Below are 15,888 nucleotides of genomic sequence, written 5' to 3'. Positions count from 1 at the left end.
CACTACACAGCAGACCTAGCCCGGCAATTGGGAAGCAGCGGCTTGTAGATGCAGGCAGCCGCCTATGACCTATTCCGCATGCCGGTGGTTCCTAGCCGATCGCCGCGCCTCCGCAATACCTGTGAACCGGGAATGTGGGACCGAAGTTCGGTTCGGAAAGTTCGCCAGGCTAGGGCGCCGGTAGAGAGCTGCTGTCGTTAAATAATAGCGATCAGGTAACCTCCGCGTCGAACTCCACAGCAAAACCTGCGTCGATCGCGCTTCGCGCTATGTAATCGCCACGTTCCCAATCCGTCAATTCGCACAGCGGGATCCGTTTTCTGACGGCGTGGATGACCTCGCTATCGAAACGCTAGGACTTTCGACATGATCAAGCAGGTGACGGACAATCGTTTGGCGAACGTCCGGTGAAGTAAGTCGAGACGAGGTCTGCCATTGCACGGCCTACGAATGAAGCCGTTTTTCAGAGCGATCGGCAGTTATTGCGTCGAAAGCTACAGGAATGCTGTGGAGGATGCATGCCGCAGCCAATATCTCTTCCAATTCGCGGTCAGTGGCCTTACACGCCGGAAGCAGTGTTCGAATGGCACGTATTGCCTGTGCGATGGAAAGGAAGCGGGCCTGCCCTCTGGAACGGACATAGGCTTCGGCCGCCCTTTCAACTGTGACGGTGTGAAAACTGTTGGTCATGTGAGTTCCTCCTGAACCCAAACCAACACGATTTTTGGCAGCAATTCGGTATCCCCGTAAGGGTGTGTCCGATTCCGGACATTCAGCCGGACGCACTGCCGAAGTGACGTTGCTCTTCGTCGCCATAGGCGCCGTGCGTCAGCTTTATCATTCCGGGCCGGTCTACAATGGTGATCTCACCGCGTTCGGCGTGGATCAGCCCCCGATATTCAAGCATTTGCAGGGCTATGGTGACGCCAGGGCGCCGGGCGCCAAGCATGGTGGCCAGAAACTCGTGCGTCAGGTAGATTCTGTTGCCCTCCATACGATCATCGACCATAAGCAACCACCGGGCCAGCCGCTCCTCGATTTTGGAATGACCGTTGACCAGTGCCGTACGGGACGACTGGACAAGGAACGCGTGCGCATAGCGAAGCAACGACTCGCGAAGGGGCTGGCTTTCTTCAATCGCAGGGCGAAGGCTTTCAACCGGGAGCAGCCAACCATTGCCGGCGACCTGGATGTAGGTTTCGTTGGGGGAACTGTCCTGACCGAGAATAACCGCCACCCCTGTCATGCCGTCATGGCCGATGATGCCGACTTCGCTTTGCCGCCCTCCGGTCATGGTGGCGACCACCGAAGCGATACCCGCCTCTGGAAAATACACATGCTCAATTGGCTGATACGAACTCTCGAGCCGGGCTTTGAGGCCCAGTTCGACGTGATGCATTGACGGCTGCAGCAGCGCGAAATCCTCAGGCGAGAGGGCTTTCAATACATGATTGCGAAGAAGGGATTGGGGCACGGCGCGCTCCCTGACGGGCAAGAGCACGTACCTCTCACTGTCTGCTGCATCCGAAACACTGGCGGCCGATATATCGTAGAGTAGACCTGAAGGGCGCGATTAGCAAATTGGATGTAGCCCAGTTGGAAAGCCCTTTTTGCGATTCAGGCTTAACTCCTTAGTGCTACCGCAAACGCATTGGCTTGTGCGGGTACACCATCCTCTATGCGGGCGGAGCGATCCCAACGCTTAACGCCGAGTTGGGGGTCGCCTGCTGAACGTTTAGAATCTGGGGAACAGCCCCCTAGCCTGGCGGTCGTGACATTTGGTACCTCGACCAAGACCTTCATCCCGCGGTCTGGCCGCTCACGTTCGGCGGATCCCTGAAGCTGACGCCTCACGGTAGCTTCCGCAATAGCCCAGCGCCTTGCTTGAGGATTGCCAGGCTCAGTCGCTAGATATGCTGATCGACTTCTCCAGGAGCGCCTCTCTGCGCACGCTGACGCACTTGCCGCTTGGGACGAGATGCGGCTCGCACGCGCAAGGATTGAACGCGCAAGAACCGAAGGCGAGCGGATCCATCTCGGATTGGCCTCGGCTCTTCAAAGCGTTGGAATTCAGCCGGAGCTGGTGAGACCCTGGAGGCAATGGTGGTCGCCGCCGACCGCTTTCTCGATAGGCAGGCGAAGGTCGACGCGGAACGCGCGGAAACGCTGAAGAGTGTCGCGGCGAAGGAAGAGGAGCTGGCCGCCAGGCGGCTCGCTGTTGAAATTGCCGAGCGCCGAGAGGGCGCATGGCATGCCGAGGTCAGGGAAACGCTCAGGGGCACCTAGCTCGAAGAAGGGGTCGCCGGAATGCGGCTGGGGAGCGTGCTCGATCAGTTGTCGGAACTGTCAAAGGCCCTGCAGGATCGTGAGGCCATCCTCTTGTCTTTCATAGCGCTCCCACCATTCTGGTCGCTCTTTTTTCCTCTTCGCCTCTGCCGCATCCTTGTCGTCCATAAGGCGCTGCAGTTCTCATCAATCTCCCGCGCCATCACTTCTCCCTTGTTCTTGTTGCCTAGCTGCGGAACTGCTCCGAATTTCCAGGATCATTTTTCCTGGAAAAGGCAAAGAATTCTATGCACGCGTCGCCATTTATCTGAGACAACTTCCTTTTATCTGAGACAATTCCTCTCGGTTTAGGATGTCTGCGGATTGAGAACTTCGTGGGCAGTTTTGGAGCAAAGAGTGGTTCACCACGACCGGCTTTGTCTGGCCACCAGACTGGTGCTGATCGCGTCCAGCTTTCTAGCGGTGCTGGTCTCTCGCGGGGAGGCGCAGGACGCGGACCGCGCCATCAGAGATCAGACAACTGTCATTGAGCGGTTCGAGCCGCCGCCTCGGCGGCCTCCGAGTATCACCGTTACCCACGCCGCGCCGGTCGCCGGTCTACCCCCCGAGCAGCTCAAAAGCATCCGCTTTCGGCTCCGCAAAATCGATCTCGAAGGAGCGGTGACGCTCGATCCGGCGATCTTCTCTACGCTTTGGGAGAAACTGATTGGTCGAGAGATTTCACTCCTCGATATGAAGGAGGTCATCGACGGAATAGAACGCATCTACCGTGAACACGATTACTATGCGGCGGCTCTGGTCCCGCAGCAGGATTTCAGCAGCGGCCGGATACGCATCGTCGTCTACGAATCCTATCTCCGCGACGTTGTCGTGGATTCGGATCAGCCCGGTCTCGAGGAACGGCTGAAGCCCTATATTGCCCGCATGGTGGCGGAGCGACCAGTCCGCGTCTCTCACCTTGAGCGTTACGCCCTGCTCGTCGCCGATATCCCCGGCTTCACGGTGGAGGCCAAGCTTTCCAAGGTCGAGGACGATCCGGCTGCGGGAAGGCTTGTGTTGAAGGTCGACTTCAAGAGGAGCGGGCTCGATGCCCGCCTCGACAATCTGGGCACGCCATCAACCGGGCCGTTGCAGCTTTCCGGTATCGCGCGCGTGAACGATGCTCTCGGATTGTTCGAGGGCACCGAGGCGCTCGCGGTGACCAATCCCGCCGACCCGGACGAACTCGTGTTTCTCCGGTTCGGGCAGGCCTTTCCGCTCGGGCCGTCCGGGTTCATTGCCGGGTATGAATTCGGCCAAGTCTGGTCGAATCCGCTGGACGACAACGACATTCACGTCGGGAGCACGTTTGGAAAGGCCTTTTTGAACTATGCGGTTGTGCGCACGATCGACCACAACCTCTTCGCCAAATTCGCGATCAACACCAAGGATGTCGCAGTTGACGTCAACGGCGATCCGGCGGCGCGGAATAGTAATCGGTGGCTGACGGCGGCAGCCACGTTTGACACGACCATAGGCGGTGTCGCCGTGGTCGCTGAGGCCGGGCTGGGCCAGGGTTGGAGCGGTCTCGGCTCAAACACCGAGAACGCCGATTTCAGTTACGTGTTCGGTGAGGGCACGCTCTCGCGCGACATTAGGGATACCCTCTCGGCGCAGCTGCAGTTCACCGGCCAGTACGGCTTCACCGAGCTCCCTTCGGCGGTCCGCTTCGACTTGGGAGGCGACCCCTATAGCCGAGCCTTCGACAGCTCCTCGATCACCGGCGACGATGGCGTCGCGGCCGCCTTCGAGCTTCGGAAAGGGATCGACGCCGTCATACCGTGGCTGGCCAATCCCAGCCTGTTCGGGTTCGTCGACTATGGAGCGGTCTGGAACCCGCCGGGCAGGGAATATGAGTTCGCTTCGCTCGGTTCCGTCGGTATCGGCATCCGCGCCGGGATTGGAAACCACCTCAACCTCCTGGCCTACGTCGCTACACCGTATAAAGATGAAGCCGAGCTCGGCGTCGAGGGCGCCCTGTTCCGCGTTGCTGCCGGGGTGCGGTTCTAACCATGCGGCCTCTACGCTCAGCTCTCGCCCGGCGCGTGGATCTCACGCTCATGAAAAGGAATTGCCCATGATCACGATCCGTTCGATGTCCATGACCACTCTCGTGGCGCTAGTAAACCTTGGTGTCTCATGTGGCATGGGGGCGCGCGCCGATACCCTTCCCCGGGTCGAAGGCGACACGCCGGCAAGCGTTTCCGATGTCATAGCAAAGATTCAATCGAAAGCCGCGTACGCACACACAAGCTGGGGCATGCGCGTGGTCGATCGCGACACAGGGACCGTGCTTGTAGACCAGGCGGCCGACCGGTCGCTCACTCCCGGGTCGATCATGAAGGTCTACAGCACGGCCACTGCGCTCGATCTGTTTGGGGCGGACTACCGGTTCCATACCCCGGTCTACAAGACTGGGTCGGTGTCGGAAAGCAGGCTCGACGGCAATCTGATCCTGGTCGCTTCTGGAGATTTCAGCTTCGGCCTGCGAGAGCAGCCTGACGGCACTCTCGGCTACAACAATTTTCCAGAGATCGACCACAATTATGCCGACACCGGTTTTGCTGGAGGCGCCTTGGTGAAGGGGAGCGATCCGCTGGCGGCTTTGGACAGCTTGGCTAAGGCCGTTCGAGAATCCGGCATTGCCGAGGTCGGAGGCGACGTCGTCATCGATGCGCGGCTTTTCGAAACCCATCGCAACCCCACGGACGGGATCATTTCTCCGATCTGGCTGAACGAAAACGTCATCGACATCATGACGACGGCGGCCAGCGCGGGGCAGCCGGCCAAGATCGATTGGCGACCCAAGACCGCGTCCGTCAAAGTGGTGGGCGCCGTGATGACCGTCGCAGAGAATCCGAAGCCCATCACGATCGAGTCGCCTGCCCCTGGAGAGATACGGGTCAGCGGCGAAATCGCCGCCGGAGTCGCGCCCACCTTGAACATCTGGCATGTGCCCGACCCGGCCGCCTTCGCTCGAACAGCGTTCATGGAGGCGTTGCAGCGCGCCGGAGTGAAGGTCGACGCGAACGCGCTTGGGCCAAATCCAGTTGACGAACTGCCGGACGCGGCGGCCTATTCCCCCGGCAACAAAGTGGCCGAGCACGTCTCGCCTCCGCTTTCAGAGTTCGTCAAGGTCGTTCTCAAGGTCAGCTACAACCGTGGCGCCCATTTGATGCTGTGCCTTGCAGCCGTGAAAGGCGGAAGCCGGGACTGCGAGGCCGGAATCGGCAAGGAGCTTGAACTTCTGGATCGCCTGGGCGTGTCGCGGCAAAGCACTTACGTCTTCGACGGCGCTGGCTCAGATGACCACGCCAAGACAGCGCCCGCGGACCAGACAACGGTGCTCACGCGGATCGTCAAGGAGCCGTGGGGATCGGCCATCCGGGACGGAATGGCCATCCTGGGCGTGGATGGAACACAAGCTACAAACGGCCTTGGAACCCCGGCGGTCGGGCATATTCACATCAAGGATGGTACACGGGTCACCTCGGCGCCGGGAGATTATCAAGGCATCATCATCGCCAAGACCCAAGTCGGCTATATCGAGGCGAAAAGCGGCCGCGAGCTTGCTTTTGCGATCTTCCTCAACAGCGCTCCTTTTGGCTCGGTCGAGGATTTCATCGCCGCCGATCACGATATTGCTGCGATCGCCGCCGCGATTCAGCAGGCCTACTAGGCCGCGACGCTTGCGAGGCAGGCATGGCAACGCACTACAGCACTCCCAGCTCTGCTATCTTCAGGGGCAGTGCCTTGATGCGCGTTCTCTTCGGATTGGCATTCTCATTGGTACGTCGGTACGTCGCGGCAGTCGAGCCGCAGCCGCATTGGAGGAAGAGATGGAACGAACGCTGTTCAAGGGCACGCGAAGCGGCTTGATGGTTGCCATGGGCGTCGTGGCGTCACTTTGGGGTGCCGGAACCGGTGCGGCCGCAGCCGAACTTCCGCCCGCTATCCGCGCGATTATGGACGCGCCCCGCTATTCCGGGGCGGTCTGGGGCCTCCGGGCAGTCGATCTCCCCTCGGGAGCCACGACGACGGCTTACGGCTCGGACTCGCTTTTCTTCACGGGTTCGGTACGAAAGCTGTTCTCGGTCGGTCTCGCGCTGAACGCGCTCGGTGTCGATCATCGCTTCGAGACGAAGGCCTATCGCCTCGGCGAGGTGGGGGCAGACGGCACGCTCCAAGGAAATCTTGTCTTGCTCGCAAGCGGGGATCTGACCCTTGGCGGACGGACCACGGCTGGCGGCAAGATCGCTTTCACCAATTTCGACCACACCGAGGCCAACTCGCTCGGCAGCGCGATCCTTACGGAAACCGATCCGCTGTCCGGGCTGAATTCCATTGCGAGGCAGGTCGCCCAATCCGGGATCAAGGCCGTTACGGGCGATGTCATCATCGACGATCGCCTTTTCGATCATTTCCGCGTGCCAAACGGGAATGTTCTGATCACACCGATCATCGTGAACGACAATCTTATCGACGTGACCATCCTGCCAGCTGAAGCCGGGCAACCGGCCGAGGTGGACTGGCGACCTAAGACAGCGGCTTTCACCATCAGTTCACAGGTGAAAACCGTGGCCGCCAGCAAACCGATGGAAATTTCCCTCGAGATATCGCCCGCCGACCCTAAGGTCGGGATCGTCAAGGGCCAGATCCCTATTGGCTACAGGCCGAGCCTGCCCGGCGTGGCGACGTTGGTCCAAACGTTTCCGATCGTCGAGCCGTCTTCCTTTGCCCGCACGGCGTTAATCGAGGCGCTGGGCAGGGCGGGAGTCTCGGTTACGGCATCGGCGACAGGCCCGAACCCAGTCGCGAAGCTTCCCTCGAACAGCTCGTACTTACAATCTGCGGAAGTCGCTCGCCTCGTCTCCCCGCCATATGCGGAATACGCGAAGCTGATCCTCAAGGTCAGCCACAATCTCGGGGCCAATCTGAGCCTTGCCCTATTTGGCCTCACACAGGGAGCTAGAACCGTCGAGACGGCCCTCGCAGCCGAGCGGAATACGCTGATAGGTGAGTATGGACTTTCTCCCGACGGCTTCGATTTTCCGACAAATGGCAGCGGCAGCCCCGATAGCCGCGCCACCCCTGGTGCCGTCACGGGCCTGCTTGCAGCAATGCGCAAGACGAAAGCGTCGGAAGCTTATTTCGATGCCCTTCCTGCTCTCGGGGTCGATGGTTCGCTAGCCACCGTCGGCATCGATCCGCCAAACCCCGTCATTGCGCCGGCCGTGGGACACGTGTTTGCGAAGACCGGGACAACAATCGCGGACGGCACGCTCAAAGCGCAGGTCTTTGCGGGATACATCAGATCGAAGGCAGGAAAACTGCTCGCCTATGTTGTCTACGTAAACAATGTCACGCCAATCGGCAGCATCGCAGACGTCATCAAGGTGTTCGCAGACGAGGGAGCGATATCTGCGATTTTGTACGAACTCAACTGATGGCCCCGAGATTTCCCATTGGGTGCCGTGGGGCACGTTCCAACCGCCGGAGCAGATGATGATGAATTCGAAATTGGCCTTTTGGGCGGGAGCCGCGATCGTTGCCTGCCTCCTGCCGAAACTGGCCTTCGCCGAGCCCGTTACGACTGCCCCCGTGACGACTGACCATGTCACCGAGGTTCTCCCAAAGCTCGATGCCATTATCCGTGATGGCATGTCGCGAACCGGGGTGCCTGGCTTGGCGATCGCCATCGTTCACGACGATACGGTCGTGTTTCTCCGCGGCTACGGCGTTCGCGAGGTGGGCAAGCCTGAGCCCGTGGACCCGGACACCGTGTTTCAGCTCGCCTCGATGTCGAAGCCGATTGCGTCCACGGTGGTCGCCACTCTCGTCGGCGAAGGTCTCGTGGCTTGGGACGATCCGATCGTAAAGCACGACCCCGGATTTGAACTGAAGGATCCCTGGGTCACGCGCGAGGTCACGCTTCGTGACATGTTCTCTCACCGAAGCGGTCTCCCCGGACATATCGGCGATCTCCTCGAGGACCTGGGATACAGCCGCGAAGAAATCCTGTTCCGGCTACGCCACGTCAACCCGGCCGGTCCCTTCCGGGCAAGCTACGCCTACACCAATTTCGGATTGACGGAAGCGGCGCTCGCCGCAGCCAAGGCTGCCGGGAAGCCTTGGGAAATACTGTCGGAAGAGCGGCTGTATCGACCCGCGGGCATGACCCGGACGAGCTCGCGACATTCCGATTTCCTCGCCGCCGAAAATCGCGCCGTGAATTCCGTCCGCATTGACGGCAAATGGCTTCCCGGCCCGCCACGCGATCCTGACGCCCAGTCTCCGGCTGGCGGTGTCAGCTCCACGGCACGCGACCTCGCGCAGTGGCTGAGGCTCCAGCTTGGCGGCGGCAAGCTCGATGGCAAGGAGATTGTCACCTCGGCTGCTCTTGCCGAGACCCACCAACCAGTGATCGCGCGGGGATCCGCGCCGGTTCCGTCCGGCGCTTTTCCCCCGTCTTACGGACTCGGCTGGAACGTCGATCTCGACCCGCAGGGTCGCATCCATCTCAGCCACTCGGGAGCGTTCAATCTTGGTGTCGGCACGAATGTGCATCTCGTTCCGGCAGAACGGCTCGGCATAGTCGTGGTGACGAACGGCCATCCTGTCGGTCTCGCAGAGGCCGCGAGCAAGAGCTTTCTCGATCTCGTATTTGCCGGCAAGGTTGAACGAGACTGGATCGACGCCTACGGCCAGTTCATGGCGGATGCCATGAAGCCCGACTATGGCGGCGCCATCGATGCCACACGGGCTCGTTCGCAGCCTTCGCCGGCCCTGCCTGCAGCGAGCTATGTCGGCACTTACGGCAACGACTTTTATGGCGGACTGACGGTCACAGAGAAGAGCGGTAGCCTGGTCATGAGCCTCGGGCCCCGCACGGAATCCTTTCAACTTCAGCACATCAGCCGCGATACGTTCACATACCAACCGATAGGCGAAAACGCCTTTGGACCAAGCGCCGTTACGTTCACTGTCGAGGCCGACCGGACGACAGCCGTCACGATCGAGAATTTGAACCTCCATGGCCAGGGCACTTTTCTTCGAGACCTACGCAAGCCGTGATCCAGAGAGCGGGAGTTTTGACTATACACATCATCCGGCACCCGAGAATCTTCCCGCCCGCGGATGTTGCCGCGCCAAGAAGATCTAGGTGTTGCCCCATGGTATTAGGTTGCGTCTAACGCCTCAGCAACTCGGTAAATGATATGGATTTCACGACGTTCTCAGGCTACGGATACCTCCTCATCGGCGGCCTCATCCTCGTTGGCGCCGGACTCCTGACCATTTCGCTTATCGTCAATCTTGGAGTGGCGCACAGTGTGCGGCAGGACGCACGCCATCGTGAAAAGCTGTTGGAATACTATCGCAACACCTTTTCGCAGCTGGGGGTGATCCTGATCGGAATTGGAGTATCCCTGTTCATCTTCTTTTTTCAGCAGAATTACCAGGACCAGCGCAAACGCGAAACCGAACTCCAGCAGGTCCTTGCCAAACTGGCGGCACGCATTGCTCGCGGCGCTGCCGTCGTCGAATCCCTTGGTGAATTCGATACGCTGCTCGATGAAGGCGGGCCCTACATCGATCCGAAACTCGGTGGAAAGAACAACGCCATCGGCGCGCACGGAGCGGAGCTCGCCAAGCAGGTCGCCGAGCTTCTTTTGGTCGAGCGCGACGTCGACGTTCAGGCGTTCGAGATCCTGAACTTATCGCGCGACTTCGAATCGTCGTTCGTCGTCAACGAACTCGATCCGACGCTGTGGTTCAATATCGTCAGCGATGAGAGCGAGATCAAATATGCCACCACTCAGCTCCCGCTGGACTACACGGATTTGCACGATGCGATCGGCGGTGAGCCACTTGATGCCGCGATCGCTAATCCTGAAAAGGAGCGGAAGATCAAACAGGAGGTGCTGGATATCTTTTATGATGCCGACCTGTTGCGCCTGCGCAGCAGGAGACTTCTCGGCCGTGCGTGCTGGCTTTTCAGCAACGGGCGCGGCTTCGTCAAACTTAGACCGGTCGATGAGATTGAAGCGGACGCCAGGTCGCACCAGGAGTGGATCGATCGGTCGAAGCATTTCCTGACGCAATTGACGTCGGGAAGCGGGGATTGCTTCAAATTGCTTCGCTACAGCCCAACGCCTTGAATCGAGACTGATCTCGCTACCCTCGTGTGGCTAATCTCAGCTCGCCGCCGCGTGCCGGGATTACTCCGTCGCGAATCTCGATGCCTGCTCCCTTGCTCTTGTTGCCTCGCCCGCGAACCGGTCCGGTTTCCAGGACCGTTTTTCCTGGAAAAGGCAAAGAATTCTATATCTCCGTCGCAGTGTTTCTGAGACAAATTCCTCGGCTTTTTGAATGTATGCGGCTCGATAATTCATCGATGCAACTATCCTGGGTAGGCTGATCTATGCGACCGATCGTTATTGTATCCGAAAAACCCGAAGATGCCGACTATAAAACGATTTTGAGGGCCTTGGTCAGCTACAATGATGCGGCGGGCGAACCCTCTGGCTATGAGGCGGTTGCCATCCTCCTTCGTGATCATGACCGCGATGAGACCATCGGCGGCCTGTGGGGGAAGGTGTCTTACGATTGGTTGTTCGTCGAACTGTTGTTTGTTCCGGAACCCCTCAGACGACAGAAGCTCGGGACCCGGCTCATGAATGCCGCTGGACAGCTCGCTCGGGAGCGGAAGTGTGTGGGGGTCTGGCTGGAAACCTATGGATTCCAGGCGCCAGCTTTCTATCAGACCTTGGGTTACGAGGTGTTCGGGCAACTTCCAGATCACGCTCGGGGCTCAGGTCGGTTCTTCTTGCGCAAGATGCTAACAGCGTCGGTTTAGTGACAAATACATCTCGGCTATGGTAGGCGCGATGTGGCCCGGCACGCGGAGCATCGTATTCTAATCGCCCGCAGAGCAGCTAAGCCTCTCCGAAACGTTGCTGCGCCATTGCGCTAGCAAGCCAGATCGGATCGAACAGGTCGACCAACGCCCTGTGGCAATGCGATTGAATTTGATCGAGTCCCGCTTCGTGGCCGCCCGTCAGAAACGCGCCGATGCCTTCGTCGACCGCGGCTGGATCTGGAATCCGCAGACCCAGCGAGGCCAAGTCGCCGGCAACCGACGTTTCGGACGGCAGGTACGCAACCGCGGAGCGCAGTCGCATGCTCGGCGCTGGAAGTCGGATCATCACAATTCGGGTCACCGATGGCTGCGCGTCGGGGCCGATGATCGTGGCACCGCACATCAGGCCCGCAAGGACGCTAGCCGGTGGTGTCGGCAAGGAAAGGCAGAAGAACATGCGGCCATCGCCGCCGGGTTCGACCAGGTCGAGGTGCATGGCCCGCCCCGCCATCGCGAGCGGACCTTCAAGTTGAAACCGGCTCGTCGGCAGCCGCTCCGAATAGTGCGCGAGAACGCCCTGCGGGCCATTCGATTGGATTGACAGTTCTGCCCGGATGAGCTGGGCGCGAAAATAGGGCGACCAGGCATGGGAGTAGCAGGCGTAGGTGCCGGCGAGCGACCGGCTTGAATCCTGTCGCCGCCCGGCGACCGACCGGCGCGACGGTTCGCTTCGCCGCTCCAGCACGTCGCGCTCGCAATTGTGTCGAGTACAAATAGCCTGGATGAAGTCGTCGAGCTCGCAGTCGGCGATCCAGGCTCCGGGACGCCCGACATCCACAACCTTCGCCCAGTCCTCGTAAAGCCGAAGCTCGCGCGGGTGGGCACGACCCTGCATCCATTTGTGCGCGCGCTCGACATCGAACGACGTCGCCGGGTTGACACGACGGAACGCCGCCGCGAGGTCCTTGCGTGTCACGGCGCCGAGGAGTGCCATCGTCACCCGCAATTTCTGACCAATATCCTGCGTCACGCGTTCTCCTTTGTTGTTGTCCCACCCACCCGCAGAAGCGCCCTGAATTTCCAGGGTCAGTTTTCCTGGAAAAGGCAAAGAATTCTATAACACCGCTCCCGTTTATCTGAGAGGATCTCTTTTCGATTTAGAGCGTCTGCGGTGAAACCTTCGTCACCCGGCAGGCGGCAGAAATGCTGTTGATTTGCTGCCTCAATCGGCAGTCATGGGTGCATTCTAATTTTAAGATTTCCTATTTCGGGAAAGTTCGAGGGGCCAGGCAGGTGGGTAGAAAAGTCGATGTCATCAGGCGGTCGCGCCTTACGGCCGGCCGGCTCAGGCAAATTTGGCCGCCGACGCGGATCTCGTGCCTGGCATTGGCCATTTTCCTCCTTGCAGGTCTGCTGTCGACAGCACTTCCGGCAAACGCCAGGAACTTCGATGTCGGCAGCGAGGCACAGCTCCAGGCCGCGCTCAATCCGAGTGGTGGCGCGCAGAACGGCGACACCATCACCTTCACCGCGAACGTCGCCTTGAGCGCCAACCTGCCACAGGTGCAGCGCGACGTGACCATCAACGGCGCCAATCATACGCTCTCCGGCAACAAGCAGCATCGCGGCTTGTTCGTCCAGTCGGGCAAGGTCGCAATCAATGATCTCGTCATCGAAAATGCCAAGGCACAGGGCGGCAACGGCGGCAACGGCGTGAGCCCCAACACGGGTGATGCCGGCGGCGGCGGCGGCGGCGCCGGACTTGGAGGGGCCCTGTTCGTCGCCAGCGGCGCCCGCGTGACAGTGAGCAACCTCACCTTGCTGCACAACCTGGCGCAGGGTGGCGACGGCGGTGCCGGCGTTTCGGCTGACAGCAACTTTGCAGGCGCCGGCGGCGGCGGCGGCGGTATGTTCGGAAGCGGCGACATATACGACGGAACCAGGGCCAAAGGCGGCCCCGGCGGTGGCGGCAGTGGAGGTGGACCGGGACCCGAGAACGGCGGACCTGGTGTCTTTGGCGGCGGCGGTGGCGGTATCGGCCCCGACGGGAACCCCAATAACGGTGGTCAGGGGGGATTCGGCGGCGGCAGCGGCGGTGGTCATGAACAAGGTGGCGGTGGCGGCGGCGGCCTGGGCGGCGCGATTTTCGTTCAGCATGGCGGCGAGCTCACTGTGGCCGACCATCTCGACATTTTTAGAAACAGCGTCGCAGGCGGCAACGGCGGAGGAGGAAGGGCCACCGCCGGCCAAGGCATCGGATCGGGCATTCTCTTTCACGGCAACGGGTCATTCACCGTGGCCCCTGGCGCCGGGCAGACCCAGTTGATAAGCGACACCATTGCAGATCAGACCGGGGGCGCCGGCAGCGGCGGCAATTGGGCTATCGTCAAGAACGGGGCCGGCACGACCATTCTCGACGGTGCGACTTCGCTCTCCGGCGGCGGCTCCGTCAATGAAGGCGTCCTGGAGATCAACGCTCTGCGCCTGGCGGGCAATATCACAAACAAGGCCTCACTCGTCTTCGCCCAAACAATCAACGGGACCTATACCGGCAACATTTCCGGCGGCGGCAGCTTCACCAAGACCGGCACTGGCGATCTCACGCTCTCAGGCACCAACACCTACGCTGGCGGCACGACCGTCAAGGGCGGAGCGCTGTTGTTCACCAGCGACGCCAGCCTGGGTGCCGCGGGCATCGGCATCAACCTGAACAACGGCACGATCGGAAGCGTGGCCACGGTCCATCCGGGGCCGACAAGCAATCGCCCCGTCACGATCACGGACAAGGGCGGCTTCTCCGTTGCATCGGCTCCACTCACCTGGAGCGGCGTGATCAGCGGAAGCGGCCAGTTGACCAAGTCCGGCGACGGCGACCTGATCCTTTCAGGGGCCAACACCTACGGCGGCGGGACGACCGTGACCGGCGGCGTCCTGCGCTTCACGAATGACGTCAACCTGGGCGCGGTGGGTACGGCGATCACGTTGAATGGCGGCGCGGTCGGAACCACAAAGGACACCCCTGCGGTCACCTCGATCGACCGCAAGATCATGCTCGCCGGTAACGGCGGCATCGACGTGGCGCTGCATCCCTTCATCTGGAGCGGCAGCATCAGCGGCGGCGGTCGCCTCATCAAGAGCGGCGACGGCGAGTTCGAGCTCACGGGCACCAACACCTATTCCGGCGGCACGCTGGTGCAGCGCGGAACGCTACGGGTCACTTCCGACGACAAGCTCGGCGCCACGGGTACAGGCATCACGCTGGAAAACAACGGCGGCCTGCGCGCATCCGAGACCTTCACCAGCACGCGCAACGTCTTACTGGAGGGCGCCGGTGGCGTATTCCTGGTCGACCCCGGCAAGACCCTGACCCTGAATGGGATAGTCGGCGGTTCGGGCAATCTCACCAAGGTCGGCGACGGCACGCTTATTATCACCGGTGCCAACAGCTACGCCGGCAACATCTTCAACAACGGCGGCGCGGTGCAGGGCAACACAACGAGCCTGCGCGGCAACATCGTCTTCGACCCCAACGCGAACAATCCGATCGCCAGGTCGATCACCTTCGACCAGGCGACCAACGGCACTTTCGCGGGCAACATCACCGGCCTCGGCAGCCTGACCAAGACCGGCGCCGGCGCGCTGACCTTGGGCGGCAACAACACTTATACCGACGGCACGACGGTGTCGGCCGGCATCCTGCAGGGCGCAGCCAACACCCTGCAGGGCCGTATCCTGAACGATGCCGCCGTCATCTTCGACCAGGGCGTCAACGGCACCTATGCCGGCGCAATGACCGGCACCGGCACGCTCACCAAGAACGGCACCGGTAAGCTCACCCTTACCGGCACCAGCACTGTCGGCGGCGGCACGACCATCAATACCGGCGGCTTAGCCGTCAACGTTCACCTGACCAGCAATGTAACGCTCAACAAGGGCGGTATCCTGAGTGGCGTCGGCAACATCACCGGCAATATTACAAACAACGGCGGCACGATCGAACCGGGCAACTCCATCGGCAACATCACGATCGACGGCAATCTCACCTGGAACAGCGGCACCTTCGAGGTTGAAATCAGCCCCAGTGCCAGCGACCGCATCACCATCGTTGGCGCCGGCCACAAGGCGACGGTACATGCCGGCACCCTCGACGTTGTCCCGTTGCCCGGCATTTACGTGCCTAACACGACGTACACGATCGCCTCGGCGCCGGCCGGCGGCATTGCCACATTTAACGATGTGACCGCCGATTTCGCGTTCCTGCGCCCCGTGCTCAGCTTCGATCCCACCAACCTCTATCTCTCCCTGATCCTGGCGCCAGATGCCTTCCGCTCGGCCGGCCAGACGTCGAACCAGCGGGCGATCGGCGGTGTGCTCGATGCCACTGCAGCCGGCGGTAATTTCGGTGGCATCGTCGGGGCGCTGTCGGGCCTGCCAATAGCGCAGGGGTCACTGGCCCTGCAGGCACTCTCCGGCGAGATCGCGGCGGGTGCCATCATTGCCGGCATCGACAGCGCCGATCGGTTCCTGGGCGTGCTCGACGGGCAGGGCGAGGGCGGGCTCCAGCCTGTCGGCACGGAGGGCGCGGCGAGCGCCGCCGCGGCTTATGCCGAGGACGACAAGGCGGCAGGCGAGGGCAGCTTCGCCGCGCTCGACATGTCGGCAAGCCATGCCGCCGATCCCGTCCAGGCGGTGCTTGCCCGCCG

Annotated in this window: 11 protein-coding genes; 8 read left to right on the top strand and 3 right to left on the bottom strand. The window is 61.1% G+C overall.

The annotated features are described in order from the left end of the window. Positions 1–444: 444 nt before the first annotated feature. Together FJ964_RS22965 and FJ964_RS22960 are read right to left on the bottom strand one after the other, a co-directional pair. Positions 445–690, bottom strand: a complete 246-nt coding sequence (locus FJ964_RS22965) for a hypothetical protein (RefSeq protein WP_140552520.1) — start codon at positions 688–690, stop codon at positions 445–447. 82 nt (positions 691–772) lie between these two features. Further along, the gene (locus FJ964_RS22960; protein WP_140552519.1) at positions 773–1,474 is read right to left on the bottom strand and encodes a Crp/Fnr family transcriptional regulator; all 702 of its coding nucleotides are present in this window, start codon (positions 1,472–1,474) and stop codon (positions 773–775) included. A 626-nt stretch (positions 1,475–2,100) separates the two neighbouring features. Between FJ964_RS22960 and FJ964_RS31425 the strand changes: the two genes are divergently transcribed. The 7 genes from FJ964_RS31425 to FJ964_RS22925 all read left to right on the top strand — a co-directional run bounded on the left by FJ964_RS31425 (position 2,101) and on the right by FJ964_RS22925 (position 11,182). Continuing rightward, entirely contained in the window at positions 2,101–2,286 is a 186-nt protein-coding gene (locus FJ964_RS31425) for a hypothetical protein (RefSeq protein ID WP_224713244.1), read from the top strand. A gap of 396 nt (positions 2,287–2,682) precedes the next feature. Beyond that, complete coding sequence (locus FJ964_RS22950; protein ID WP_181172584.1) at positions 2,683–4,335, top strand: ShlB/FhaC/HecB family hemolysin secretion/activation protein; 1,653 nt, start codon at positions 2,683–2,685, stop codon at positions 4,333–4,335. A gap of 67 nt (positions 4,336–4,402) precedes the next feature. Then, complete coding sequence (gene dacB, locus FJ964_RS22945) at positions 4,403–6,004, top strand: D-alanyl-D-alanine carboxypeptidase/D-alanyl-D-alanine-endopeptidase (RefSeq protein WP_181172583.1); 1,602 nt, start codon at positions 4,403–4,405, stop codon at positions 6,002–6,004. 160 nt (positions 6,005–6,164) lie between these two features. Continuing rightward, positions 6,165–7,772, top strand: a complete 1,608-nt coding sequence (locus tag FJ964_RS22940; RefSeq protein WP_140552516.1) for a D-alanyl-D-alanine carboxypeptidase — start codon at positions 6,165–6,167, stop codon at positions 7,770–7,772. A gap of 55 nt (positions 7,773–7,827) precedes the next feature. Continuing rightward, positions 7,828–9,399 carry a serine hydrolase gene (locus FJ964_RS22935; protein WP_318023192.1) on the top strand — a complete coding sequence of 524 codons (1,572 nt, stop codon included), beginning with the start codon at positions 7,828–7,830 and terminating at the stop codon, positions 9,397–9,399. Between the two features lie 143 nt (positions 9,400–9,542). Next, the gene (locus FJ964_RS22930; protein WP_140552515.1) at positions 9,543–10,484 is read left to right on the top strand and encodes a hypothetical protein; all 942 of its coding nucleotides are present in this window, start codon (positions 9,543–9,545) and stop codon (positions 10,482–10,484) included. 263 nt (positions 10,485–10,747) lie between these two features. After that, positions 10,748–11,182, top strand: a complete 435-nt coding sequence (locus FJ964_RS22925; RefSeq protein WP_140552514.1) for a GNAT family N-acetyltransferase — start codon at positions 10,748–10,750, stop codon at positions 11,180–11,182. A 79-nt stretch (positions 11,183–11,261) separates the two neighbouring features. Here the strand turns inward: FJ964_RS22925 and FJ964_RS22920 are convergent, their stop codons facing one another. Further along, positions 11,262–12,215, bottom strand: a complete 954-nt coding sequence (locus FJ964_RS22920) for a hypothetical protein (protein WP_224629773.1) — start codon at positions 12,213–12,215, stop codon at positions 11,262–11,264. A gap of 356 nt (positions 12,216–12,571) precedes the next feature. Between FJ964_RS22920 and FJ964_RS31065 the strand changes: the two genes are divergently transcribed. Continuing rightward, positions 12,572–15,888 (top strand): autotransporter-associated beta strand repeat-containing protein (locus FJ964_RS31065; protein WP_181172582.1); only part of this gene is annotated, 3,317 nt, incomplete at its 3' end.

The sequence above is a fragment of the Mesorhizobium sp. B2-3-2 genome (assembly GCF_006442295.1).
Taxonomy (GTDB): Bacteria; Pseudomonadota; Alphaproteobacteria; order Rhizobiales; family Rhizobiaceae; genus Mesorhizobium.
Note: the sequence above shows the minus strand (reverse complement) of the source record. Positions and strands in the feature narration are given on the sequence as shown.

Coding starts and splice junctions, on each gene's coding strand:
- FJ964_RS22965 (WP_140552520.1), bottom strand. CDS start 690: ATGACCAACAGTTTTCACACCGTCACAGTTGAAAGGGCGGCCGAAGCC.
- FJ964_RS31425 (WP_224713244.1), top strand. CDS start 2,101: ATGGTGGTCGCCGCCGACCGCTTTCTCGATAGGCAGGCGAAGGTCGAC.
- dacB (WP_181172583.1), top strand. CDS start 4,403: ATGATCACGATCCGTTCGATGTCCATGACCACTCTCGTGGCGCTAGTA.
- FJ964_RS22940 (WP_140552516.1), top strand. CDS start 6,165: ATGGAACGAACGCTGTTCAAGGGCACGCGAAGCGGCTTGATGGTTGCC.
- FJ964_RS22935 (WP_318023192.1), top strand. CDS start 7,828: ATGATGATGAATTCGAAATTGGCCTTTTGGGCGGGAGCCGCGATCGTT.
- FJ964_RS22930 (WP_140552515.1), top strand. CDS start 9,543: ATGGATTTCACGACGTTCTCAGGCTACGGATACCTCCTCATCGGCGGC.
- FJ964_RS22925 (WP_140552514.1), top strand. CDS start 10,748: ATGCGACCGATCGTTATTGTATCCGAAAAACCCGAAGATGCCGACTAT.